Origin of the sequence: Streptomyces sp. NPDC008150 (assembly GCF_042956945.1) — a bacterium.
Lineage (GTDB): Bacteria > Actinomycetota > Actinomycetes > Streptomycetales > Streptomycetaceae > Streptomyces.
This window is the reverse complement of the sequence record NZ_JBIBHJ010000003.1, coordinates 312823-335177: the sequence shown is the minus strand read 5'-3', so window position 1 is coordinate 335177 and position 22355 is coordinate 312823. Positions and strand designations below refer to the sequence as shown.

Below are 22355 nucleotides of genomic sequence, written 5' to 3'. Positions count from 1 at the left end.
CGAATATCTCGCCGCCCCACCGGAAACACCGTCCTGGCGTCCGGGAGAGCCCCTGCCCCCGGCACCGGCGCGCACACAATCTGCACACCGATCCCGAAAGCGAACCGGACTCGACCCTACCGGCCGAGCCTTCCGGCACAAGCGCCGTCCGTCTCAGGCGCGGGATCTTCGCGGATTGATCCGTGATTGCCGTAAATACCGTGCAGCCTGCGGCAATTCATGGGAATGCCCGATATCGCGAACAGGGGCGCCCGCTCACAGCACCCGATTCGGGAGTGGCCCCGGGCGAACTCGGCTTCCTCCAGGGTCAGTCGAGCCGCCGCCGCTCAGGCATTCTCGACTTGTTTCACGTGAAACGCCCGGCGCCCGTCCTCGTGTTGTACGTCCGGCTACGGGATGACCAAAAGCTTGCGCGTCTGTGGGGAAACGGGTGGACGCGGGGCCGCCCGTCAGTCAGCCTGACCAGCGTGCCGACTCCTTGCCTCGATCATCAGCCAGTCCGCCGCCTGACGCACCGCGATCTCTCAGCGTGCGCAGACCTGTCCGAGGATCGGGGGTGGCCACGCGAGGAACACAAGTGGGGTCTGCTTCTCGCGGCCGGCAAGGGATACGGGGTGGAGGACCCGGAGGGCCGCCTCGTCGCGGCGTGCGTGGTGACGGAGTACGGCGCCTGGGACCGTCCCGACCTGGCAGCCATCGGAATGGTTCTCGTGGCGCAGCGCCACGCCCGTCAGGGGCTGGGGCGCCGCCTGATGCGGCACGTCGTCGCGGCCGCGGGAGCCACCCCGCTGACCCTGCACGCGACGCCGAGCGGCCGTCCGCTCTACGAGGAGCTGGGCTTCAAGGCCACCGGCCGGGCCGAGATGGTGACGGGGCACTTCCAGCAGGGCGGGCCGGCGCCGCAGGTGTTCACCCGCACGGCGAACGCCGAGGACCTCAGTACGGTCGTCCGGTTCGACACCGAGGTGTTCGGCGCCGACCGCACGCACATCGTGGCCCGACTCCCGGCATTCGCCGACCAGTTGAGAGTGGCGGAGGAGGGCGGCCGGATCACCGGCTTCACGGCCGCCTGGCCCAACGAGGGCACCCAGGTCGTGGGCCCGCTGATCGCCCGGGACACCGAGACGGCCAAGGCACTCGTCGCATCGCTGGCCGCGCACACGGACCGGCCGCTGCGCACCGACATCGACGTACGGCACGAGGAACTGCTGACCTGGGTGAAGGACCGCGGACTCGCGTCCACCGCCTCCAACACCGTGATGACGTACGGGATCACGGAGCTGCCCGGCGACTGGACGCGCCGCTTCGCTCCGCTCACCGTGGCGGCGGGCTGAAGGACCTCACCCGGGCAGACCCGCCGGACGGCGGACGGACCGGCCGGGCGCCCGGGGCCGGTGGCCCTCGGCGCCCGGCCGGTCCGTCGTCGCGTTCGTACGGCCTCGCTCAGACGAGGGCGCTCACGGCCGCCGCGGCGAATCCGTGGTCCTGCTCCGGAGCGCCGCCGCCCACACCCACCGCGCCGATCAGCCGCCCGTCGCGGTGGACGGGGATGCCGCCCGCGATGAACAGGAGCGGCCGGTCGAGCGCGGTGGGCAGGGTGTGGAAGAGGGCGCCCGGCTGCACGGCGTCCACCAGGTCCGCCGTCGGGGCACCGAGTTGGAGCGCGGTGTACGCCTTGCGGGTGCTGGTCTCGCCGGAGATCAGGACGGCCCGGTCGTCCCGGCGGAAGGCCAGGAGGTGCCCGCCGGCGTCCAGCACCGAGATGCTGACCGGGACCTGGGCGGCGTCCGCGGCGCGGTGCGCGGCGGCCACGAGGGCTTCGGCGTCCTGCGTGGTCAGCGGGGAGACGGTCGTGGGGGTGGTCATGGTGTTTCTCCTTGCTATGACCGCTGTGTGCGGGGGCTGGGCGCGAGGTAGAGCGCGCCCAGAGTTACGAGGGGGCTGACGCGGGTCAGGAGTGAACCGCTGCCTGCCGCTGCGGGGCCGTCCCTGTGCTGCCCTCGGCGGTGGTGGGACGTGCCTCGTCGCGCCGTTCCAGGGCGGCGGAGACGACGGCCAGGACCAGTGCACCGGCGGCCAGTGCCGCACCGACCCAGTTGGGGGCCGTGTAGCCGAGACCGGCCGCGATGACGAGGCCGCCGAGCCAGGCGGAGAGCGCGTTGCCGAGGTTGAAGGCGCCGATGTTCACCGCCGAGGCCAGCGTCGGGGCGCCGTGGGCGTGGTCGAGCACGCGCTTCTGCAACGGCGGGACGGTCGCGAAGCCCAGGGCCCCGATGAGCACGACGGTCACGGCCGCCGTGAGCTTGTTGTGGGCGGTCACGGTGAACAGGACGAGCACCACGGCCAGGGAGCCCAGGGACACGTAGAGCATGGGCATCAGCGCGCGGTCCGCGAACCGGCCGCCGATCAGGTTGCCGCCCACCATGCCCAGTCCGAAGAGGACGAGAAGCCAGGTGACCGAGCCGTCGGCGAAGCCGGTGACGTGGGTCATCATCGGCGCGATGTAGGTGATCGCGGCGAAGACTCCCCCGAACCCGAGGACCGTCATCGCCATGGCCAGGAGCACCTGGGTGTTCTTGAAGGCGGCGATCTCGTGGCGCAGCCGGACGCCCTGCGGCCGGGGAAGGTCGGGCACGAGCTTGGCGACACCGATCAGCCCCGCCGCCCCGAGGGCGGCGACCAGGGCGAACGTGACCCGCCAGCCCGCCGTCTGTCCGACGAGCGTGCCCAGGGGGACACCCACCACGTTGGCGACGGTCAGACCGGTGAACATCATGGCGATGGCGCCGGCCTTCTTGTGCGGGGCGACCAGTTCGGCGGCGACGACCGAGCCGATACCGAAGAACGCACCGTGGGCGAGCGACGCCACGACCCGTCCGACGACCATGACGGAGAAGGTGGGAGCCACCGCGGAGAGCAGGTTGCCCACGATGAACAGTCCCATCAGCAGCATCAGCATCCGCTTGCGGGACACCTTGGTGCCGAGCACCGTCATCAGCGGGGCGCCGAACATGACACCGAGGGCGTAACCGGTCACGAGGAACCCGGCCGTGGGGATGGAGACCCCGAAATCGCCCGCGATCTCGGGAAGCAGTCCCATGACCACGAACTCTGTCGTGCCGATACCGAAGGCCCCTATCGCGAGAGCCAGAAGCGCGAGAGGCATGGAGGACACCCTCCCCTTCCCAGACGATTGCAGATGCGCTTTGCGTGCGTTCACAATAGTTGCACACGCGGGTTAATTGCAATCGCGGTCTATCGCGGGCCTGCCCTATCCTGGGTGCAGCCGCTTCGGGACGGAGGAGACGCCATGACAGCGACGGACCCCGCACTCACCGCGCTCGCCCAGGGCTGGTGCGCGCTCTCCCTGCTGCACGGGAGGATCGAGGCGGACATCGAACGTGCGCTCCAGGCAGGACACGGACTGAGCGTGCGCGAGTACTCCCTCCTCGACGTGCTCAGCAGGCAGCACGACGGCGAAGGGGGGCACCTCCAGATGAAGCAGGTCGCCGACGCGGTCGTCCTGAGCCAGAGCGCCACCACCCGGCTCGTCACACGGCTGGAGGACCGCGGGCTGCTCGCCCGCTACCTGTGCCCGACCGACCGCCGGGGCATCTACACCAACGTGACGGAAGCGGGCCTGGCCCTGCTGGAGCTGGCTCGGCCCACCAACGACTCCGCGCTGCGCGAGGCGCTGGACGAGGCCGCCAAGAACGCCGAACTGGCCCCGCTGGTAAGGGTCGTGGAGTCTCTCTCGCTCAACTCGCCGGCGCCGGTGCCCGCGCGGTAGTCGCGCCGACGGCCCCCGGCCGCGGCCGGAGACCTCCCACGTAGGGTGCGGCCATGACTGATGTTGCGATCCGACCCGCCGTCGCCGCGGACGTCCCCGCCATCGTGGCCATGCTGGCGGACGACCCGCTGGGAGCCGCCCGCGAGTCGCCCGAGGACCTCACGCCCTATCTGGAGGCGCTGGAACGGCTGGCCTCCGACCCCCACCAACTGGTGGTCGTCGCCGAGCGCGCGGACCGCGTGGTCGGCACCCTCCAGCTGACGGTGATTCCCGGCCTGTCACGACGCGGCGCCACCCGGTCCGTCATCGAGGGCGTGCGGATCCACAGGGACGACCGCGGGGGCGGGCTGGGCACCGTGCTCATCCAGTGGGCGATCGACGAATCCCGGCGCCAGGGTTGCCAGTTGGTGCAGCTGACGACGGACAGGACCCGTACGGACGCACACCGCTTCTACGAGAGGCTCGGCTTCACTCCGTCCCACACAGGCTTCAAGATCGCTCTCTGAGGCGCTCGGCCGAGGCGGGGCGGGGCGGGGCGAGGCGGGGCGAGGGACGGGCGGGGAAGTGTCCTGTTTCACGTGAAACAGGACACTTCCCCGCCCGTCGACACTCACCGGTCTGTCCCTACCCGATCCCCCTCCAGCCTTCGGGGTCGACGCCTCCGGGCACCGCGTCCCCGTCGTAGGGCTGACGCGTGAAGACGAACGAGCCGAGGTCCAGATGGCTCAGGGAACCGTCGGGCCGGCGCACGGGGAGCAGCAGCTCCCCCGCGTAGTAGCCCTCAAGTCCCGTCCAGGTTCCGTCGTTGTTGGTCCTGAACCGGGAACGCCGTCCCCCCGCGGAGAGCGGGCCGAGCGAGATCATGCCGTCGGCCGTCACGCGCAGGGCGAAGGAGTGTGTTCCCCAGAACCACTGTCCGGCGAGATCGAGCAGGGTCGGGTCGAAGTCCGCCGCCAAGGGGCGCCACGGCTCCGGGATCCTCGGTTCGGCCTCGGCGACGATCCGTACGAGGTCCGCGCCCAACGCGCCCAGCAGGGGCCCGGACGTGCAGTTCGACAGCACCACCGCGGCGAGGTCGTCCTCCGGGGAGAGGGTGAGGTTCGCCAGGAACCCCGGAAGCGATCCGGAGTGCCCCACGAGGAGCCGACCGTCACGGTGCTGGATCTGGAGGCCCAGCCCGTAGGTGGCACCGTCCACCACGTCGGCGGCCTCCGCGGGCGCGGTCGGCGTCCGCATCTCGCACACGGACGCGGCACTCAGCACCCGGTCGTCACCGCGGGCCAGGAAGACGGCGAACCGTGCCAGATCGCCTGTGGTGGACCAGAGTTGACCGGCAGGCGCCATGCGCCCCAGGTCCTCGGCGGGTTCGGGCAGCATGGCATCGGCCCACGGGTGCACCGCCCAGCCGCCGGCGTGCGGCGCCCGGGGCTGCGCACTCGTCCGGTCGAGGCCCAGAGGTTCCAGCACCTCCCGCCGCAGGACCTCTTCCCACGGAGCACCGCGCAGTTCCTCGACCAGCGCGCCGAGCAGGGTGTAGCCGGGGTTCGAGTAGTGGAACCGACGGCCGACGGGATGCAGCAGCGGCCGCTCGCCGAGGACGTCGGCGAGCTCGGGCCTCAGCGATCCGGGGGTGCGCTCCCACCAGGGGGCGGGGGACTCGGCCGCCAACCCGCCGGTGTGGGACAGCAGTTCGGCGATGGTCGCCTCCCCCGCGCCGGTGCCGGGCAGGTGCTTCTCCAGGGGATCGCCCAGGTCGAGAATCCCCTCGTCCCGCAGCCGCATCACCAGAACGGCCGTGAACGTCTTGGTGATCGAGCCGATCCGGTACTGCACCCCCTCGTCGGGGCCATGCCCCTCCACCGACGAACGTGCCCCGTGCCACACGGCCCGTCCGTCCCGCACAACGGCGGCGACCAGCGAGGGTGTCCGCCCTTCGGTCTGTGCCACCGCGATCCGGTGGGTCAACGCCCGCCGCGTGCCGGGAAGCAGTTCGTCCTCAGAAGTCGTCATGGGGCCAGTCCACCCGTCGGCCGCTCCCACGTCGAGCGCATTTGCCCGCGCCGGGGAGAGGAGGACGGACTTCGCCCGCGAGCATGAGAGGAGCCGCGGGGCACGGGTGCCCGGCCCCCCTACGGAACCTGCGGCCGGTCCGGTTCCACGGGCCCGTAGAGGGCGGCCCGTTCTCCTGTCGCCAGCGCCCAGTAGCGGTCGCCGTAGGACCAGTGCCACCACTCCGTGGGGTAGTTGACGAGTCCGGCTGCGGTGAGCGCGGTGCTCAGGACCGTTCGCAGGGAGCGGGCCTCGTCGCTGATATTGCCGGCCTGTGTGTAGCAGGCGCCGGCGCTCTCCTCGGGAGTCGCGTTCATGCGGGTGCCCAGGTCGAGTTCGCGGCCGTCTCGGTCCGCGAGCGTCAGGTCGACGGCCGCACCGGCGCTGTGGGGTGCGATCTCGGGCGGCGAGACGTACCGGCTGGCCGCGGAGCGCACCTGTTCAACGGACCACTCCGGGTGCCCGGCACGGAGCCGGTCCGCGTACCGGTCGAAGTAGCGGCGCTGGAGGGCCGGCGGACGGTATCCCTCGACGAACAACAGCCTTGTTCCCCCGGGCAGTTGTTCCTGGGCCGCGAGCAGCCGGTTCAGCACGCCTTCCCGCAGGTGGGCGAAGGCGCCCGCGGAGTCCGGCCCCTTCCGCTCGTCGACGAACAGCGCACCGCCACGCCGCACGTCCACGAGCCGCTCACCGCACTCCCGCACGGGAACGGCCGCGACCTTCGGGTCGGACATCAGAACGATCTCGGTCATGCCGGGATCGTCTCAGCACGGATGCCCCGCGGCGCGGGGCGGGACCGGCCCGGCCCGGCCCGGCCCGGCCCGGCCGCCCAGTAGGATCTCGCCGCCGAGTACACGCGCTGATCCCCGAACACGATGACTGCCGGCGGCCCCGGCGGCGCACGGATGAGTTTCCCGCACCGCACCGGTCGGTACGCCGGACACCCACGGACGGAAGGCTGGGCGATGCGGAAACTGATCTACGGCATGAACCTGACTCTGGACGGCTACATCGCCGCGGCCGGTGACGACATCGGCTGGGGCGGACCGCCGAGCGACGAGTTGTTCCAGCACTGGCTCGACCACGAGCGGGCGAGCAGCCTGGTGCTGTACGGGCGCAAGCTGTGGGAGGCGATGAGCTCCTACTGGCCGACCGGCGACCGGCAGCCGGGCGCCACTCCGGCGCAGATCGAGTTCGCGCGGAACTGGCGGGACACGCCGAAGGTGGTGTTCTCCTCCACGATCGACAAGGTCGACTGGAACACCCGCCTGGTCAGCGGCGACGCGATCGCCGAGATCACCCGGCTCAAGGAGGAGGACGGCGGCCCCATGAACATCGGCGGCGCAGCGCTCGCCGGGGCGGCCATGCGCGCCGGGCTGATCGACGAGTACGTGATCGCCTCCCACCCGGTCCTGGTGGGCGGCGGCACACCGTTCTTCACAACGCTCGACGGCTGGGTGGACCTGAACCTGGTGGAGACGCGGCCGCTGCCGGGCGGCGTGGTCCTGAACCGGTACGAGACGAGGCGCTGATGTAGGTTCCGCGATTGAGTGTCGAATGGCGGAGCGTTGAGCTGGGGTTTCCTTCTAGTCCGCGTCAGTTGTCGTCGACATCTGTCCGCGCGATCATGTCCAATCCTCGTGGGCAGCCGTTCGCGCCGAGGACGATCCAGTCGAGTATGGATCCGAGGAGGGCATGGAGCTCTTGCTCGGTTTGGAGGTCTCGGTGCTCGGGACGGTTGTCACCGCTGCCGAGGTCCACGAAGTCGAGTTCGGCTTCACCGCGAGCCGCCTACGGCCCTCGACGCTCAGGGGCGCATTCGCGTGGGGCACTCGTCGTCCTCTCTACGTCAGACGACGGCAGGCGCGACACCTATCGTGCGCGCCTGCCGCTTTGCGGCCTGTCAGTCCCTCGGTGCGACGCGGATACGGTTCCCGTCAGGATCGGCTGCGAGGAAGGTCTGCCCGAACCCCGCATCATGAGGCTCCTGCAGGATCGTGACGCCCTTGGACTGCCACTGCTTGAAGATCGCGTTGACCTCGTCGGCCCCACTGTCGATGGCCAGACACACCTCACTGGTACGCGGGACGTCCGCTGACAGATCCTCGAACTGGCCGGACCACACAGCAAGGTCAGCGCCTGGCCCGAGGTCGTAGGTGATGTATCCCGGAGTCTCGAACGAGGGGCTCATGCCGAGGAGGTCTCCGTAGAAACGCGCTGCGGCGGGAGCGTCGTTCACGTAGACGATGGACACGACGGATGTGGTCATGGTTCTTCCTTCTCGCAGGTCGTGGGTACGCATCCGCCAGCCTGACCGGGATATGCGCCGCATCATGTCGCAATTCCTGAAAAACTTGGCGCGTGACCCCAGACCGCTTCTTCTCCCTGATGCTGCTCCTGGCATCGAGGAATGCCGTGACCACACAGGAACTTGCCTCCGCGCTGGGGGTGTCCCTTCGAACCATCACCCGGGACCTGAACTGGCTCCGCGACGCCGGTCTGTCGGTGACCGCGCAACGGGGCCGCCTCGGAGGCGTGACCATGCTGCCCGGGTCGTCCGGGCTCGACCTCACGCGACTCACACCCGGCGAGCGTGATCATCTGTCGCTCACCGGGCTGGACGATAAGCAACGTGCGGAGCTCGACCCATCGGTCGAAAGCCAGCGCGCGCTCTCCAAGGTCGCCGCTGCACAGCCACGTCGAGTTGATGAGCTCCTGCCACTCACCGACGTAGTGCACGTGGACAGCCGTCCCTGGCTCCAGGCCCGTACTTCCGGCACGACCCCGGCTTCGCTGATCGGCCCGATGCGGCGCGGTCGCCAGCTACGGATCGAGTACGACAGCCCACGCGAGCCATGCCCCCGCGACCTGGTCGTGGATCCCTACGGGCTGCTTGCCAAGGCCGGCAGCTGGTACCTCGTCGCCGACTGCACCCGAGTACCACGGATGTACCGACTCGAACGGATCACGACGTGGAAAGAAGTCGACCAGCCACGACGGATCCGCGAGAACCAGACCCTGGCCACCGTCGCTGCAGCACTCATTGACCAGTGGGAACGCAACCACGCGATAGAGGTCAGCGCCACCATCGACCAGACCCAGATCGAGCGAGCACAACGGATCTTTGGCCTACGACTCGTCCCGGACGACCACGAAGAATCCGCCACCGGCCGCAAGGTAACAATCCGCTTCCTGCATCTGGAGGACGTGCGAGCACTACTGCCGTTCGGGAGCGCCATCACAGTGCACAGCCCCACCGAAGCCAGGACTCACCTTCGCGACCTCGCCACCGATCTTGCCCACCACTATGCGCCGTCACCAACGTCCTGACCCGCAGTGATGCTTCTGACCTGCACGTCCTCGGATCATGTCAAATTCGACACTGGCTTGACACTTGGGCGCGGATTTTGACAGCGAAGCGCGGATCCTACAAAAGCCCGCTCAGGCCCCGGCCATGTCCACGAAGCGCGAGTAGTGGCCCTGGAAGGCGACCGTGATCGTGGCCGTCGGGCCGTTACGGTGCTTGGCCACGATCAGGTCCGCCTCGCCCGCGCGGGGGGACTCCTTCTCGTAGGCGTCCTCGCGGTGCAGCAGGATGACCATGTCGGCGTCCTGTTCGATGGAGCCCGACTCTCGCAGGTCGGACACCATGGGCTTCTTGTCGGTGCGCTGCTCGGGGCCACGGTTCAGCTGGGAGAGCGCGATCACCGGCACCTCCAGCTCCTTGGCCAGCAGCTTGAGATTGCGGGACATGTCCGAGACCTCCTGCTGGCGGCTCTCGGCGCGCTTGGAACCGCCGGACTGCATCAGCTGGAGGTAGTCGATGACGACCAGTCTGAGGTCGTTGCGCTGCTTGAGCCGGCGGCACTTGGCGCGGATCTCCATCATCGACAGGTTGGGGGAGTCGTCGATGTAGAGCGGCGCGGCCGAGACGTCCGGCATGCGCCGGGCCAGTCGCGTCCAGTCCTCGTCGGTCATCGTGCCCGACCGCATGTGGTGCAGGGCCACCCGCGCCTCGGCGGACAGCAGGCGCATGGCGATCTCGTTGCGCCCCATTTCCAGGGAGAAGATGACGCTCGGCAGGTTGTGCTTGATGGACGCGGCACGGGCGAAGTCCAGGGCGAGCGTCGACTTGCCCATCGCGGGACGTGCGGCGATGACGACCATCTGGCCGGGGTGCAGGCCGTTGGTCAGTGAGTCGAAGTCGGTGAACCCGGTGGGCACGCCGGTCATCTCTCCACTGCGCGACCCGATCGCCTCGATCTCGTCGAGGGCGCCTTCCATGATGTCGCCGAGGGGGAGGTAGTCCTCACTGGTGCGCTGCTCGGTGACCGCGTAGATCTCGGCCTGGGCCCTGTTGACGATCTCGTCGACGTCGTCGTCGGCCGCGTATCCCATCTGCGTGATGCGCGTACCCGCCTCGACCAGGCGGCGCAGCACGGCCCGTTCGTGGACGATCTCGGCGTAGTACGCCGCGTTCGCCGCGGTGGGCACCATCTGCACGAGCGTGTGCAGATACGATGCGCCGCCCACCTTGTTGATCTCGCCGCGCTTGGTCAGCTCGGCGCCGATGGTGATGGGGTCGGCCGGCTCGCCCTTGGCGTAGACGTCCAGGATCGCCTGGAAGACCGTCTCATGGGCCGGCTTGTAGAAGTCGTGGCCCTTGATGATCTCCACGACGTCGGCGATGGCGTCCTTGGACAGGAGCATGCCGCCGAGCACGGACTGCTCGGCGTCGAGGTCCTGCGGTGGCACCCGCTCGAAGGCGGTGCCGCCGCTGTCCCAGTTGCCGCCGTCCTGGCCGCGGTCGTGCTGGTCGTCGCGGCCCCGGCCGCCGTCACCGCGACGCCGGGAGGCCGGCAGACGATCACTTGGACCGCTGTCGGCCCACGGGTCGTCCAAGGGCTCGGAAATACTCACCGAGCGGCCTCCTCCCGTCCGCCGAGCGGACCTCGCCGTGCCCGTCTTTTCTACGGCACGGCACTGACAAAACGACGGGCCCGGCTCCGGTTCGGGCGCGTCGTTTTGTGACGGTTTCCAAGCCAGTGGACGGAGCGGGTGCGGGACCACGGTAGGCCGCCCGGGAGCGTCAGCCAATCTGGTTATCCACAGGCCATGTGGACGACGGGCCCGATGCTGTGGAGAACTCGGCGAAACCTGTGCACGACCCGGTGGACAGTCCTGTGAACAAGCCCTCTTCTCTCGCAGCGTAACCATTCCGACCTGCGCTTTTATCGTCCACCGGCTGTGCAGGAGAAAAACTTTCCCGGTCGGAGCAAGATCGACTCGAACAGTGCGCGAAGGGGAAGGCCCACCAGGGCGCAGTAAGGGTCAGTACAGGCTTGTGATTCTTACCTGTGGACGATTAGATTGGTGCTCATGACAGAGGCCCCCGCGCGCCGTCGTGACAGCGGACGACGTCACGATCGAGAGATCGTCTCCCTGGCCGTACCGGCCTTCGGCGCGCTGGTCGCCGAGCCCTTGTTCGTGATGGCCGACAGCGCGATCGTCGGTCATCTCGGCACGGCACAACTGGCCGGACTCGGCGTCGCCTCGGCGCTTCTGACCACCACCGTCAGTGTCTTCGTCTTCCTCGCCTACGCGACCACCGCGGCCGTGGCACGCCGCGTCGGCGCCGCCGATCTCCCCGGAGCGATCCGCCAGGGCATGGACGGTGTCTGGCTCGCGCTGCTCATCGGTGCCGTCGTCATCGCCGTCGCCCTGCCCACGGCACCGGCCCTCGTGAGCCTCTTCGGCGCCTCCGACACCGCGGCCCCCTACGCGACCACCTATCTGCGCATCTCTTCCCTCGGTATCCCGGCCATGCTCGTCGTGCTCGCCGCCACCGGTGTGCTGCGCGGACTCCAGAACACCAGGACACCCCTGTACGTGGCGGTCGCGGGCTTCGTCGCCAACGGCGCGCTCAACGCGGCCCTCGTCTACGGCGCCGGCCTCGGCATCGCCGGTTCCGCCTGGGGCACGGTCGTCGCACAGTACGGCATGGCCGCCGTCTACCTCGTCGTGGTCGTCCGGGGCGCCCGTCGGCACGGTGCCTCGCTGCGGCCGGACATCGCCGGTATCCGGGCCTCGGCGCAGGCAGGCGTTCCGTTGCTCGTCCGGACCCTGTCGCTGCGCGCGATCCTGCTGATCGCCACAGCGGTCGCCGCCCGGCTCGGTGACTCCGACATCGCCGCCCACCAGATCGTGCTGTCCGTCTGGAGCCTGCTCGCCTTCGCCCTGGACGCCATCGCGATCGCCGGGCAAGCGATCATCGGGCGCTACCTGGGGGCCGACGACGCCCCGGGTGCCCGTGAGGCTTGCCGCCGCATGGTGCAGTGGGGCGTCGCCGTGGGCTTGGTCCTCGGCCTGCTCGTGCTCGCGGCCAGGCCGCTCTTCCTGCCCCTGTTCACCAGTGACGCCACGGTGAAGGACGCCGCGCTGCCGGCCCTCGTTCTGGTGGCGGCGAGCCAGCCGATCAGCGGCGTCGTCTTCGTCCTGGACGGCGTTCTGATGGGAGCGGGCGACGGGCCCTACCTGGCCGGCGCGATGGTGGTCACGCTGGCCGTGTTCACCCCGGTGGCCCTGCTCGTCCCCACGTTCGGGGGCGGGCTGACGGCCCTGTGGGCCGCCATGGTGCTGATGATGCTGGTCCGCATGCTGACCCTGTGGCTGCGCTCCCGATCGGGACGTTGGATCGTGACGGGCGCGACGCGCTGACGCAGCCTCTCGCGCCAACGCTCCGGGCACGGGCCGCCGTTTCACGTGAAACATGGTCGTTTCACGTGAAACACCAGCCGTCGGCCTTCCGGCCCCAGGTGAGATACCCCGAGGAGACGCAGACAAGGAGAAGGGCCGCACCCCGAAGAGTGCGGCCCTCCCTCAGATGTGCCGAGCGCTGCGATCAGGCAGCAACGACCTCGATGCTGACCTTCGCGGCAACCTCGGGGTGCAGACGCACGGACGTCTCGTGGGCGCCCAGGGTCTTGATCGGCGACGTGAGCTCGATCCGACGCTTGTCGACCTCGGGGCCACCGGACTGCTTGATCGCCGAAGCGACGTCAGCCGGGGTGACGGAACCGAAGAGACGACCGGCGTCGCCGGAGCGCACGGACAGACGGACCTTGACGCCCTCAAGCTGCGCCTTGATGGCGTTGGCCTGCTCGATCGTCTGGATCTCGTGGATCTTGCGCGCACGACGGATCTGCGCGACGTCCTTCTCGCCACCCTTGGTCCAGCGGATAGCGAACTTCCGCGGGATCAGGTAGTTGCGAGCGTAACCGTCCTTGACGTCGACGACATCGCCGGCGGCACCGAGGCCAGAGACCTCGTGGGTGAGGATGATCTTCATTTGTCGGTCACCCTTCCCTTATCGCGCGGTGGACGTGTAGGGCAGCAGCGCCATCTCACGGCTGTTCTTCACGGCCGTGGCGACGTCGCGCTGGTGCTGCGTGCAGTTGCCGGTCACCCGGCGGGCACGGATCTTGCCGCGGTCGGAAATGAACTTCCGCAGCATGTTCGTGTCCTTGTAGTCCACGTACTGGACCTTGTCCTTGCAGAAAGCGCAGACCTTCTTCTTCGGCTTGCGCACAGGCGGCTTCGCCATGGTGTATCTCCTGTGTGATCAAGAAGTTGAGGTACGACCCACCCCTTGGCCCGAGGGCCTAGAAGGGGGGCTCGTCCGAGTAGCCGCCACCGCCGCCGTTGCCGCCGCCGGAGTTTCCACCCCAGCCGCCGCCACCGCCGCCGCCCTGCTGGCCGCCGGCGGGAGCACTGGTCGCCCAGGGGTCGTCGGCAGGAGCACCGCCGCCGCCCTGCTGGCCGCCGCCGGAGCCACCGCCCCAGCCGCCGCCACCCTGGCCACCGCCACCGCCCTGGCCGCCGCCGTAACCACCCTGGCCACCACGGCCGGTGGTCTTGGTGACCTTGGCGGTCGCGTTGCGCAGGCTGGCTCCGACCTCGTCGACGTCCAGCTCGTAGACCGTGCGCTTGACGCCCTCACGGTCCTCGTAGGACCGCTGCTTCAGTCGGCCCTGCACCATGACGCGCATGCCACGCTGGAGCGACTCGGCGACGTTCTCCGCCGCCTGCCGCCAGACCGAGCAGGTGAGGAACAGGCTCTCGCCGTCCTTCCACTCGTTCGTCTGCCGGTCGAAGGTGCGCGGGGTGGACGCGACACGGAACTTCGCGACCGCCGCACCGGAAGGGGTGAAGCGCAGCTCGGGGTCGTCGACAAGATTGCCGACGACCGTGATGACGGTCTCGCCTGCCATGGGGAACCTCTCGGCGGGTTTGCTGCTGGCTGCTTGTGCTGCTACTCGTTGCCCGAGACTTGCTGAGCTGGAGAGCTCAGTGGTTCTCGGGGCGGAGGACCTTGGTCCGGAGGACCGACTCGTTCAGGTTCATCTGGCGGTCGAGCTCCTTGACGATCGCAGGCTGGGCCTGCAGATCGATGACCGAGTAGATGCCCTCGGGCTTCTTCTTGATCTCGTAAGCGAGCCGACGACGGCCCCAGGTGTCGACCTTCTCGACCTTTCCGCCGCCATCTCGGACGACAGAAAGGAAGTTCTCGATCAGCGGGGAGACCGAACGCTCCTCGAGATCGGGGTCGAGGATGACCATCACCTCGTAGTGACGCATGTGGAACCCACCTCCTCTGGACTCAGCGGCCACGGTCGTTCCGTGGCAGGAGGGTCGTGATGCGTACGCAACGGTATCGGCCGCCACTGACCGTTGGAGGTCGTCGGGCGGGATTCCCTGGCTCAGCCTGGGCAGACACCGGTGCAGAGGGTACAGAGTACCTGCACCCGTGCTTCCGGTTGAAATCCGACCGCGTATGAGGTCAATCTGGACACATCGGGTGTGTTCGGCGCTACAGTGCGCCGCCCTTCGCAGGAGGTGCCCATGGCACATGTATTGCGGCCCAACACGGCGACCACGGGTGGCCGGCCCAACGCGCATCCCACCGGCGGTCTGTTCGCCACGGACGGCAGGCCCCACCCCGTCCAGGAGACCCTGCTGTGGGTCACGGCGGTGCTGGGCGTGCTGGCCTTCGTCGCCGGGATGTTCCACAACCTCCACCTGCTCAGCTCCTGGGCCGGCCTGGTGGGCATCCTCACCGGCGCCTACGGCCAGTGGATCTCCGTGACGACGCGGCAGCGGTTCGCCCTGGTCGTGGGGATGGCGTCGTCGGGCGTCGGCTTCCTGCTCGGCATGGCGCAGGGCGGCCTCTTCGGCGGCGTCGTGGGCTGACGCACCGGGCCGAGGGCCCCCGGACCGGGGGCCGTACCCCCTCGGCACCACGGCGGACCGCCCCGGCCGGACCCCGGCCGGGGCGCAGGTCCCGTACGGCCAGTCGGGGCACTCAGCGGGCGCAGTAGGCTTCGGCGCGAGAGCCGGACCCCTGTACCAAGGGGACACACCAGCCCGAGGAGCGCCCGGAATGAGTCTGACCCTGAGGACCATCAGCCGTGAGCAGCATCTGGCATTCGTCCAGAGCCTGCCCGCGGCTAGCCACATGCAGGTCCCCGCGTGGGCGGACGTCAAGGCGGAGTGGCGCTCCGAGAGTCTCGGCTGGTTCGACAAGGCGGGTCAGCTCGTCGGTGTCGGCCTGGTGCTCTACCGGCAGCTCCCCAAGATCAAGCGCTACCTCGCCTACCTGCCCGAGGGCCCGGTCATCAACTGGTTCGCCCCGAACCTGGACGACTGGCTCCAGCCGATGCTGGCGCACCTCAAGCAGCAGGGCGCGTTCTCGGTGAAGATGGGCCCGCCGGTGATCATCCGGCGCTGGGAGGCCGCGTCGATCAAGCGCGGCATCCAGGACCCGGACGTGAAGCGCCTGCGGGACGTCGAGGCCGACTTCATCGAGCCGCGTGCCTTCGAGGTGTCCGACAAGCTGCGCCGCATGGGCTGGCAGCAGGGCGAGGACGGGGGAGCCGGTTTCGGCGACGTGCAGCCCCGGTACGTCTACCAGGTGCCGCTCGCGAACCGGTCCCTCGAAGAGGTCCACAAGAACTTCAACCAGCTCTGGCGCCGCAACATCAAGAAGGCCGAGAAGGCCGGCGTCGAGGTGGTCCAGGGCGGCTACTACGACCTGGAGGAATGGCAGCGGCTGTACGAGATCACCGCCGTGCGCGACCACTTCCGGCCGCGCCCCCTGTCGTACTTCCAGCGCATGTGGAGCGCCCTCAACAGCGAGGACCCCAACCGCATGCGGCTGTACTTCGCCCGGCACAACGGGGTCAATCTCGCCGCGGCGACCATGCTGATCGTCGGCGGCCACGTCTGGTACTCCTACGGCGCCTCCGACAACATCGGCCGCGAGTTCCGCCCGTCGAACGCGATGCAGTGGCGCATGCTGCGCGACGCCTACGCGCTCGGGGCGACCGTCTACGACCTGCGCGGCATCTCCGACTCGCTGGACGAGACGGACCACCTCTTCGGTCTGATCCAGTTCAAGGTCGGTACCGGCGGCGAGGCCGCCGAGTACCTCGGGGAGTGGGACTTCCCGCTGAACAAGCTGCTCCACAAGGCGCTCGACATCTACATGTCGCGTCGCTGACCTCGCGTTCTCTGCTTCCATAGCTCTGCCCCACATCGCCGCCCACGAGAAAGGTCCAGGTCCGGCCATGGCGCTCACGCTCTACGTCGACACCGCGCGCTGGCGTGCGCACCACAAGCACGTGCAGGAACAGTTCCCGGGCCTCGTGCCGGTCTGCAAGGGCAACGGCTACGGCTTCGGACACGAGCGGCTGGCCGAGGAGGCCACCCGTCTGGGCTCCGACGTCCTCGCCGTCGGCACGACGTACGAGGCCGCCCGCATCAAGGACTGGTTCGGCGGGGACCTCCTCGTGCTGACGCCGTACCGGCGCGGCGAGGAGCCCGTGCCGCTGCCGGACCGGGTCATCCGCTCCGTCTCCTCGATCGACGGCGTGTACGGGCTCGTGGGCGCGCGCGTGGTCATCGAGGTGATGTCGTCGATGAAGCGGCACGGCGTGAGCGAGCAGGACCTGCCGCAGCTCCACTCCGCCATCGAGAACATCCGGCTGGAGGGCTTCGCCATCCACCTGCCGCTGGACCGCACCGACGGCTCGGACGCCGTCGAGGAGGTCATCGGCTGGATGGACCGGCTGCGCGCTGCCCGGCTGCCGCTGCACACCATGTTCGTCAGCCACCTCAAGGCGGAGGAACTGGCGCGGCTCCAGCAGCAGTTCCCGCAGACCAAGTTCCGGGCCCGGATCGGCACGCGGCTGTGGCTGGGCGACCACGAGGCGACCGAGTACCGCGGTGCGGTGCTGGACGTCACGCGGGTGACCAAGGGCGAGCGGTTCGGCTACCGGCAGCAGAAGGTGGCCTCCGACGGCTACCTCGTGGTCGTGGCGGGCGGTACGTCGCACGGAGTGGGCCTGGAGGCGCCGAAGGCGCTGCACGGGGTCATGCCGCGTGCGAAGGGCGTCGCCCGTGCCGGCCTGGCCACGGTGAACCGCAACCTCGCCCCGTACGTGTGGGACGGCAAGCAGCGGTGGTTCGCGGAGCCGCCGCACATGCAGGTCTCGATCCTCTTCGTGCCCGCCGAGGCGTCCGAGCCGCGGGTCGGAGAGGAGCTGGTGGCCCATCTGCGGCACACCACCACCCAGTTCGACCGCATCGTCGACCGCTGAGCCTGTCCCGGGAGAGCGTTGAGCGCCCCTGGAGGGGCCGCTGAGGCGCGTGAAGCTCTGGGGAGTGCTGAGGGGCGGTTGGAGCCGCGAAAGGCCGTACACGGATCCGTGTACGGCCTTTTGGGTGAACGGGGAGTCCCGGGCCCGTCGGGCACACACCCGAACGGCCCCTGAACCGCCCCCGAGCAGGCCCGCCGGAGGGACTGTTCGCTCAGAGCGAACGCCCCTCGGTGGGCGAAGCACCCCACTCCACCTGTGGCGCCTCGTCGTCCTGTGCCGCGTGCCGCGGCGGACGGGCCGCGGGGCCGAAGACGAAAACGTCCTCGGCGTGGTCGAGCACTCCGCCCGAGGGATCGTCGTCGCCGGACCTGCGGACGACGTCCCGCTCCGGCATGAGGATGTCGCGCACGACCATGGCGCACAGGTAGAGCGTGCCCAGCAGGTGCAGGCCGATCGCCCAGTGGTAGCCGCCGGTGGGCAGACCCTTGTGGGCGTCTCCGCTGGTCGTGTAGGCGAGGTACATCCAGATGCCCAGGAAGTACGCCACCTCGCAGGCCTGCCAGATGAGGAAGTCACGCCACTTGGGACGGGCCAGGACCGCGAGCGGCACCAGCCACAGGACGTACTGCGGCGAGTAGACCTTGTTGGTGAGGATGAAGGCGGCCACGATCAGGAACGCCAGTTGGGCGAAGCGGGGCCGGCGCTGCGCGGTCAGCGCGAGGGCGGCGATACCGCCGCAGCACAGCACCATCAGCAGGGCCGCAAGCGTGTTGACGGTGCTGGTGCTGAGCGGGTCGCTGGAGTTCTGCGCCAGGACCAGCCAGAAGGAACCGAAGTCGACGCCGCGCTCCTGACTGAACGTGTAGAACTTCGACCAGCCGTCGAAGGCGAAGTACATCACCGGCAGGTTCACCACGAGCCAGGCGATCACCGCGCCCAGCAGCGCCGTCCCGAACTGCCGCCACTTGCCTGCCCGCCAGCACAGGACGAGCAGGGGGCCGAGCAGCAGGAAGGGGTAGAGCTTGGCGGCGGTGGCCAGCCCCAGCAGGATGCCGAACGCGAGCGCCCGGCCGCGGGACCACATGAGCATCGCGGCCGCGGTGAGCGCCACCGCGAGGAGGTCCCAGTTGATCGTGGCGGTGAGCGCGAACGCCGGCGCCAGGGCGACCAGCAGACCGTCCCAGGGGCGACGGGCGTGGTTGCGGGTGACGCACACGGCGATGACGGCGGCGCACACCATCAGCATCCCGGCGTTGACCACCCAGTACCACTGCTCCTGGCCCTGGATGCTGCCCGTACCGGGTGTCAGCCAGGCGGCCACCTCCATGAACAGCCCGGTCAGCACCGGGTATTCGAGGTAGTCCATGTCGCCGTTGAGCTTGTCGAAGTAGGGCACGAGCCCGTCGGCGAAGCCGCGTCCCTGGTAGAGGTGCGGGATGTCCGAGTAGCAGGCGTGCGTGTACTGCGAGCTCGCGCCGAAGAACCAGCCGCCGTCGAAGCACGGTGCCTTCTGGACCAGGCCGAGGGCGAACATGCCGATCGCCACCAGTGCGACCACCCGTACCGGTGTCCACCAGGACGTCCCGAACAGGGCTCGCCGCCCCAGGGGGCCGCCGATCAGCTCACTGCCGTTCTCGGCGACCCGGTCCTCCCTGGTCGGTGGCACCGGCTCCGGCTCACGCACGTTCGCTTGCGTCGCATCTGCACTGGGCATGGCGCACATCCTGCCGTACCCGCCTGGGAATACGCCGAGGGCCGCCGCACCTGGTGGGTGCGACGGCCCTCGTTTCACGTGAAACAGCCTCGTGGGACGCCCTGCGGGCTACCCGTTGCCTCCGAAGATGTTGCCGTTCTCATTACCTCTGGTGCTGCCGCTTCCGGTCGACTCGGTGGCCGACGGTGTCGACGAGGCGCCGCCGTCGGTCGTGCCGCCCGTGTCCGTGCCACCGTCGTCGTCACCGCAGTTCCAGTCGAAGACGCCGCAGCTCGTGCTCTCGGTGGGCGTGGGGCTGGTCGTCGTCATGGTGGGCGTCGGGGTGGTCGGCGTCGGGGTGGCCGACACGGTCTCGCTCGGCGTCGGGGTCGGCGTCGGGCTCGGGGTGTCGTTGAGCGTCTTGCCGATGGGCTCGGGCGTCGGGAACTTCTCCACCGGAGAGCCCTTCAGCGCGGTCTCCATGTAGTCGTGCCAGATCTCGGCCGGGAACGAAGCACCGTGGATCTTCTTCTGGTTGCCCGTTCCGTACATCTGGAGGAACGTGCGGTTCTTGTTGGACTCGTTGTCGTCCATGCGGAACATGCCGATCGACGTCGACAGCTGCGGCGTGTACCCGACGAACCAGGCGGACTTGTTGCCGTCCGTGGTACCCGTCTTGCCCGCCACCTCACGGCCCGTGAGCTTCGCCGAGGTACCGGTGCCCTTGTCGACGACGGTGCGCAGCACGTCGGTGACGTTGTCGGCGACGGCGGAGCTGTACGCGTCCTTGGTATTGGCCTTGTGGGTGAAGACCGTCCCGTCCTTGCTGGTCACCTTGGTGACCGAGTACGGGTCGTTCTGCTTGCCGCTCGCGGCGAACGTGGCGTACGCGCCCGCCATACGGATCGCACTCGGGTCGGACGTACCGATGGAGAACGAGGGGAACGCGGAACTCGCCAGGCTGCCTTCCAGGATGCCCGCGGAGAGCGCCGACTGCTTCACCTTGTCCAGGCCGACGTCCATGCCGAGCTGCACATAGGCGGAGTTGACGGACAGTCGCATGGCCTCACGCAGGCTGATCTTGTAGTCCGGCGCGGTACCGACGTTCTCACTGCCGTCGTTGGTCTGGAGCCACTCCTTGCCGTCCTTGTCCGTCCAGACGGTCCCGTCGTAGTTCTTGATCTTGGTCTTGTTCTTGCCGCTGTACAGACTCTTGGACGACGCGATGGTGCGTTCGTCCTGCGACTGGTTCGGGGTACCGTCCGGATCCCGCACACCCCACTCCATCGCGGCCGCGAGAACGAAGGGCTTGAAGGTCGAACCCACCTGGGCGCCGGTCTGGTCGGCGTTGTCGGTGAAGTGCTTGGTGGCGTCGTCGCCGCCGTAGATGGCCTTGATGGCACCGGTCTTCGGGTCCACCGAGGCACCGCCGAACTGGACGTACTTGTCGGTGTCCGGGCGCTTCTTGGGATCGATGTTGGCCTTCTCGACCTTCTGCACCGACGCGGCGAGCGCGTTGACCTTCTTCTTGTCGAAGGTCGTGTAGACCGAGTAGCCGCCCTGCTGGAAGTCGTTGGCGCTGATCTTCGTGTTGTTGACCACGTACGCCTTGGCCAGGTCGACGAGGTAGCCGACCTGCCCCCGCAGGTCCGAGTTCGAGCGCGGGTTCTGCCACTTGGGGAGCTTCGTGTACTTGGCACGCTCCGTCGCGGACAGGTGGCCGTACTCGACCTCCTTGTCCAGGGTGTCCTGCATCTGGGCCAGGGCCCGCTTCTGGTTGGCAAGCGCGGTGGCCGAAGTGTCGAGCGAGACGGCACCCGCCGGGTCGTAGTAGGTGGCGCCCTTGAGCATCGCCGACAGGAACGCGCACTCGCCCGGGTTCAGGTCTATGGCGTCCTTGTTGAAGTACGCCCGCGCCGCCGCCTGGATGCCGTACGCGCTCCGCCCGTAGTAGGCCGAGTTCAGGTAGCCCGCCATGATCTGGTCCTTGGGGACCGTGGCGCCCACCTTGATCGAGACGAAGATCTCCTTGAACTTGCGGGAGATGGTCTGCGACTGGTCGTCCAGCATCGCGTTCTTGACGTACTGCTGGGTGATGGTGGAACCACCCTGGGTCTCGCCACCGCGCGCCATGTTGAAGAGGGCGCGCGCGATGCCCTTCGGGTCGATGCCGCTGTCGGTCTCGAAGGTCTTGTTCTCCTGCGAGATGACGGCGTACCGCATCGCCTTGGGGATCTGGTCGTAGTTGATGATCTGACGGTTCGTCTCACCACCGGTCGACACCATCTCGGTGCCGTCCGCCCAGTAGAAGACGTTGTTCTGCGCCTGGGCCGTCTTGGCGACCTCGGGCACGCTCACCAACGCGTACCCGACGCCGGCGATCGCCACCATGCTTCCCATGAAGCCGATGAACAGACCCGTGACCAGCTTCCACGACGGCACCCAGCGAGCGGCGCCGTACTTGCCGGCCCGCGGGTAGTCGATCAACCGCTTCTTGCCCGGGGCGGCCGCACGACCACGGCCGCGACCGGGCCCCGAGCCACTCGGATCGCCGCGCCTGTCGGGGCCGTTGTCCGCCCCTCTGCGTCGGCTGCTCCCGGTGCGCTGCGCCCGTCGGGCCGCGGCGCGACCCTCGTAGGGGCGTGCGTCGTCCTGGGGCTCGAAGGAGCCCGACTCCTGGGAACCCGTCCCATAGGGGTCGGACGGAGATCCGCTGGCGCCTCGTGGCGCCGCACGGCGACCGGAGGACGACGCACCGGACTGGCCGCGTCGGGCCGCGGCACGTCCGCCTCCCTGCGGCTGCGGCGGTTTGCGACGGTGCTCGCTCATCGAACGATTTACTCCTCGGGCAGGCGCACCCGTGCGCGCCTGGAAACGGCGGCTGGTTTCCGGTCCCCCCGAAGTACGGATTCGGTCGTGCTCGTATTCACCCGTACCGCACCGAGGACCAGGACGTGTCCAGGAGTCACTCGGTTCCCGGCGGTCTGCATGGCGCACAGACTACGCACCGTCAAAACCCTCCTAGTCCTTAAGTTCACCCCAAATAGGGCAACTTGCTTCCTACGAATCGGTGATGTGACGCCGTTCACCGTTTTCCCTCTTGTCGCAACCGGGTCGCCGTTCTATCGTGCTGATGTATCGAGTCGATACATCAGCACGGCATAAG

21 protein-coding genes are annotated in these 22355 nt (G+C 68.8%); 9 read left to right on the top strand and 12 right to left on the bottom strand.

The window, feature by feature from the left end; translation table 11 throughout:
* Positions 1–467 precede the first annotated feature (467 nt).
* On the top strand, positions 468–1334 hold the full coding sequence (locus tag ACFZA0_RS10825; protein WP_391014110.1) for a GNAT family N-acetyltransferase: 867 nt from the start codon (positions 468–470) through the stop codon (positions 1332–1334).
* Between the two features lie 109 nt (positions 1335–1443).
* On the opposite strand, the gene ACFZA0_RS10820 is transcribed toward ACFZA0_RS10825, so the two are convergent.
* The gene (locus ACFZA0_RS10820; protein WP_391014109.1) at positions 1444–1866 is read right to left on the bottom strand and encodes a heme-binding protein; all 423 of its coding nucleotides are present in this window, start codon (positions 1864–1866) and stop codon (positions 1444–1446) included.
* Positions 1867–1951: 85 nt separating this feature from the next.
* Positions 1952–3166 (bottom strand): MFS transporter, encoded by a 1215-nt coding sequence (locus ACFZA0_RS10815; RefSeq protein ID WP_391014107.1) that lies wholly within the window; start codon positions 3164–3166, stop codon positions 1952–1954.
* A gap of 144 nt (positions 3167–3310) precedes the next feature.
* Here ACFZA0_RS10815 and ACFZA0_RS10810 point away from each other — a divergent pair, with 144 nt between their 5' ends.
* Complete coding sequence (locus ACFZA0_RS10810) at positions 3311–3790, top strand: MarR family transcriptional regulator (protein ID WP_391014106.1); 480 nt, start codon at positions 3311–3313, stop codon at positions 3788–3790.
* A gap of 53 nt (positions 3791–3843) precedes the next feature.
* Entirely contained in the window at positions 3844–4296 is a 453-nt protein-coding gene (locus ACFZA0_RS10805; protein ID WP_391014104.1) for a GNAT family N-acetyltransferase, read from the top strand.
* Positions 4297–4414: 118 nt separating this feature from the next.
* On the opposite strand, the gene ACFZA0_RS10800 is transcribed toward ACFZA0_RS10805, so the two are convergent.
* Both ACFZA0_RS10800 and ACFZA0_RS10795 read right to left on the bottom strand, forming a co-directional pair.
* On the bottom strand, positions 4415–5800 hold the full coding sequence (locus tag ACFZA0_RS10800) for a serine hydrolase (RefSeq protein WP_391014102.1): 1386 nt from the start codon (positions 5798–5800) through the stop codon (positions 4415–4417).
* Positions 5801–5919: 119 nt separating this feature from the next.
* Positions 5920–6591: a M15 family metallopeptidase gene (locus tag ACFZA0_RS10795; protein WP_391014100.1), complete on the bottom strand. Its 672-nt coding sequence runs from the start codon at positions 6589–6591 to the stop codon at positions 5920–5922.
* A gap of 213 nt (positions 6592–6804) precedes the next feature.
* Between ACFZA0_RS10795 and ACFZA0_RS10790 the strand changes: the two genes are divergently transcribed.
* Positions 6805–7371, top strand: coding sequence for a dihydrofolate reductase family protein (locus tag ACFZA0_RS10790; protein WP_391014098.1), 567 nt, complete (start codon positions 6805–6807; stop codon positions 7369–7371).
* Positions 7372–7742: 371 nt separating this feature from the next.
* On the opposite strand, the gene ACFZA0_RS10785 is transcribed toward ACFZA0_RS10790, so the two are convergent.
* Positions 7743–8108: a VOC family protein gene (locus tag ACFZA0_RS10785; RefSeq protein ID WP_391014096.1), complete on the bottom strand. Its 366-nt coding sequence runs from the start codon at positions 8106–8108 to the stop codon at positions 7743–7745.
* A gap of 92 nt (positions 8109–8200) precedes the next feature.
* Between ACFZA0_RS10785 and ACFZA0_RS10780 the strand changes: the two genes are divergently transcribed.
* Positions 8201–9169, top strand: a complete 969-nt coding sequence (locus ACFZA0_RS10780; RefSeq protein ID WP_391014094.1) for a WYL domain-containing protein — start codon at positions 8201–8203, stop codon at positions 9167–9169.
* A 111-nt stretch (positions 9170–9280) separates the two neighbouring features.
* On the opposite strand, the gene dnaB is transcribed toward ACFZA0_RS10780, so the two are convergent.
* Complete coding sequence (gene dnaB / locus ACFZA0_RS10775; RefSeq protein ID WP_391014093.1) at positions 9281–10759, bottom strand: replicative DNA helicase; 1479 nt, start codon at positions 10757–10759, stop codon at positions 9281–9283.
* A 459-nt stretch (positions 10760–11218) separates the two neighbouring features.
* On the opposite strand from dnaB, the gene ACFZA0_RS10770 reads away from it, so the two are divergent.
* Positions 11219–12556 carry an MATE family efflux transporter gene (locus ACFZA0_RS10770; RefSeq protein ID WP_391014091.1) on the top strand — a complete coding sequence of 446 codons (1338 nt, stop codon included), beginning with the start codon at positions 11219–11221 and terminating at the stop codon, positions 12554–12556.
* Positions 12557–12740: 184 nt separating this feature from the next.
* Here the strand turns inward: ACFZA0_RS10770 and rplI are convergent, their stop codons facing one another.
* The 4 genes from rplI to rpsF form a co-directional block, all read right to left on the bottom strand.
* Complete coding sequence (rplI, locus tag ACFZA0_RS10765) at positions 12741–13187, bottom strand: 50S ribosomal protein L9 (RefSeq protein ID WP_391014089.1); 447 nt, start codon at positions 13185–13187, stop codon at positions 12741–12743.
* 18 nt (positions 13188–13205) lie between these two features.
* The gene (gene rpsR, locus ACFZA0_RS10760; protein WP_006381652.1) at positions 13206–13442 is read right to left on the bottom strand and encodes a 30S ribosomal protein S18; all 237 of its coding nucleotides are present in this window, start codon (positions 13440–13442) and stop codon (positions 13206–13208) included.
* Between the two features lie 58 nt (positions 13443–13500).
* The gene (locus ACFZA0_RS10755) at positions 13501–14109 is read right to left on the bottom strand and encodes a single-stranded DNA-binding protein (protein ID WP_391014087.1); all 609 of its coding nucleotides are present in this window, start codon (positions 14107–14109) and stop codon (positions 13501–13503) included.
* A 76-nt stretch (positions 14110–14185) separates the two neighbouring features.
* Positions 14186–14476 (bottom strand): 30S ribosomal protein S6, encoded by a 291-nt coding sequence (gene rpsF, locus ACFZA0_RS10750; protein ID WP_391014086.1) that lies wholly within the window; start codon positions 14474–14476, stop codon positions 14186–14188.
* A gap of 264 nt (positions 14477–14740) precedes the next feature.
* On the opposite strand from rpsF, the gene ACFZA0_RS10745 reads away from it, so the two are divergent.
* The 3 genes from ACFZA0_RS10745 (at position 14741) to ACFZA0_RS10735 (ending at position 17496) form a co-directional block, all read left to right on the top strand.
* The gene (locus tag ACFZA0_RS10745; protein ID WP_391014084.1) at positions 14741–15088 is read left to right on the top strand and encodes a hypothetical protein; all 348 of its coding nucleotides are present in this window, start codon (positions 14741–14743) and stop codon (positions 15086–15088) included.
* Between the two features lie 190 nt (positions 15089–15278).
* Complete coding sequence (locus ACFZA0_RS10740) at positions 15279–16397, top strand: peptidoglycan bridge formation glycyltransferase FemA/FemB family protein (RefSeq protein ID WP_391014083.1); 1119 nt, start codon at positions 15279–15281, stop codon at positions 16395–16397.
* Positions 16398–16464: 67 nt separating this feature from the next.
* Positions 16465–17496 carry an alanine racemase gene (locus tag ACFZA0_RS10735; RefSeq protein ID WP_391014082.1) on the top strand — a complete coding sequence of 344 codons (1032 nt, stop codon included), beginning with the start codon at positions 16465–16467 and terminating at the stop codon, positions 17494–17496.
* Positions 17497–17707: 211 nt separating this feature from the next.
* Here ACFZA0_RS10735 and ACFZA0_RS10730 read toward each other — a convergent pair whose 3' ends face one another.
* Positions 17708–19219 (bottom strand): glycosyltransferase 87 family protein, encoded by a 1512-nt coding sequence (locus ACFZA0_RS10730; RefSeq protein WP_391014081.1) that lies wholly within the window; start codon positions 19217–19219, stop codon positions 17708–17710.
* 99 nt (positions 19220–19318) lie between these two features.
* Positions 19319–22018 (bottom strand): transglycosylase domain-containing protein, encoded by a 2700-nt coding sequence (locus ACFZA0_RS10725; RefSeq protein ID WP_391014080.1) that lies wholly within the window; start codon positions 22016–22018, stop codon positions 19319–19321.
* Positions 22019–22355 lie beyond the last annotated feature (337 nt).

What these genes read in the sequence shown, in the direction of transcription:
- rpsR (WP_006381652.1), bottom strand. Translation starts at nt 13,442, where the DNA reads ATGGCGAAGCCGCCTGTGCGCAAGCCGAAGAAGAAGGTCTGCGCTTTC.
- ACFZA0_RS10800 (WP_391014102.1), bottom strand. Translation starts at nt 5,800, where the DNA reads ATGACGACTTCTGAGGACGAACTGCTTCCCGGCACGCGGCGGGCGTTG.
- ACFZA0_RS10730 (WP_391014081.1), bottom strand. Translation starts at nt 19,219, where the DNA reads ATGTGCGCCATGCCCAGTGCAGATGCGACGCAAGCGAACGTGCGTGAG.
- ACFZA0_RS10820 (WP_391014109.1), bottom strand. Translation starts at nt 1,866, where the DNA reads ATGACCACCCCCACGACCGTCTCCCCGCTGACCACGCAGGACGCCGAA.
- ACFZA0_RS10815 (WP_391014107.1), bottom strand. Translation starts at nt 3,166, where the DNA reads ATGCCTCTCGCGCTTCTGGCTCTCGCGATAGGGGCCTTCGGTATCGGC.
- ACFZA0_RS10795 (WP_391014100.1), bottom strand. Translation starts at nt 6,591, where the DNA reads ATGACCGAGATCGTTCTGATGTCCGACCCGAAGGTCGCGGCCGTTCCC.
- rplI (WP_391014089.1), bottom strand. Translation starts at nt 13,187, where the DNA reads ATGAAGATCATCCTCACCCACGAGGTCTCTGGCCTCGGTGCCGCCGGC.
- ACFZA0_RS10790 (WP_391014098.1), top strand. Translation starts at nt 6,805, where the DNA reads ATGCGGAAACTGATCTACGGCATGAACCTGACTCTGGACGGCTACATC.
- ACFZA0_RS10770 (WP_391014091.1), top strand. Translation starts at nt 11,219, where the DNA reads ATGACAGAGGCCCCCGCGCGCCGTCGTGACAGCGGACGACGTCACGAT.
- ACFZA0_RS10735 (WP_391014082.1), top strand. Translation starts at nt 16,465, where the DNA reads ATGGCGCTCACGCTCTACGTCGACACCGCGCGCTGGCGTGCGCACCAC.
- ACFZA0_RS10810 (WP_391014106.1), top strand. Translation starts at nt 3,311, where the DNA reads ATGACAGCGACGGACCCCGCACTCACCGCGCTCGCCCAGGGCTGGTGC.
- ACFZA0_RS10740 (WP_391014083.1), top strand. Translation starts at nt 15,279, where the DNA reads ATGAGTCTGACCCTGAGGACCATCAGCCGTGAGCAGCATCTGGCATTC.
- rpsF (WP_391014086.1), bottom strand. Translation starts at nt 14,476, where the DNA reads ATGCGTCACTACGAGGTGATGGTCATCCTCGACCCCGATCTCGAGGAG.
- ACFZA0_RS10805 (WP_391014104.1), top strand. Translation starts at nt 3,844, where the DNA reads ATGACTGATGTTGCGATCCGACCCGCCGTCGCCGCGGACGTCCCCGCC.
- ACFZA0_RS10725 (WP_391014080.1), bottom strand. Translation starts at nt 22,018, where the DNA reads ATGAGCGAGCACCGTCGCAAACCGCCGCAGCCGCAGGGAGGCGGACGT.
- ACFZA0_RS10745 (WP_391014084.1), top strand. Translation starts at nt 14,741, where the DNA reads ATGGCACATGTATTGCGGCCCAACACGGCGACCACGGGTGGCCGGCCC.
- ACFZA0_RS10755 (WP_391014087.1), bottom strand. Translation starts at nt 14,109, where the DNA reads ATGGCAGGCGAGACCGTCATCACGGTCGTCGGCAATCTTGTCGACGAC.
- ACFZA0_RS10785 (WP_391014096.1), bottom strand. Translation starts at nt 8,108, where the DNA reads ATGACCACATCCGTCGTGTCCATCGTCTACGTGAACGACGCTCCCGCC.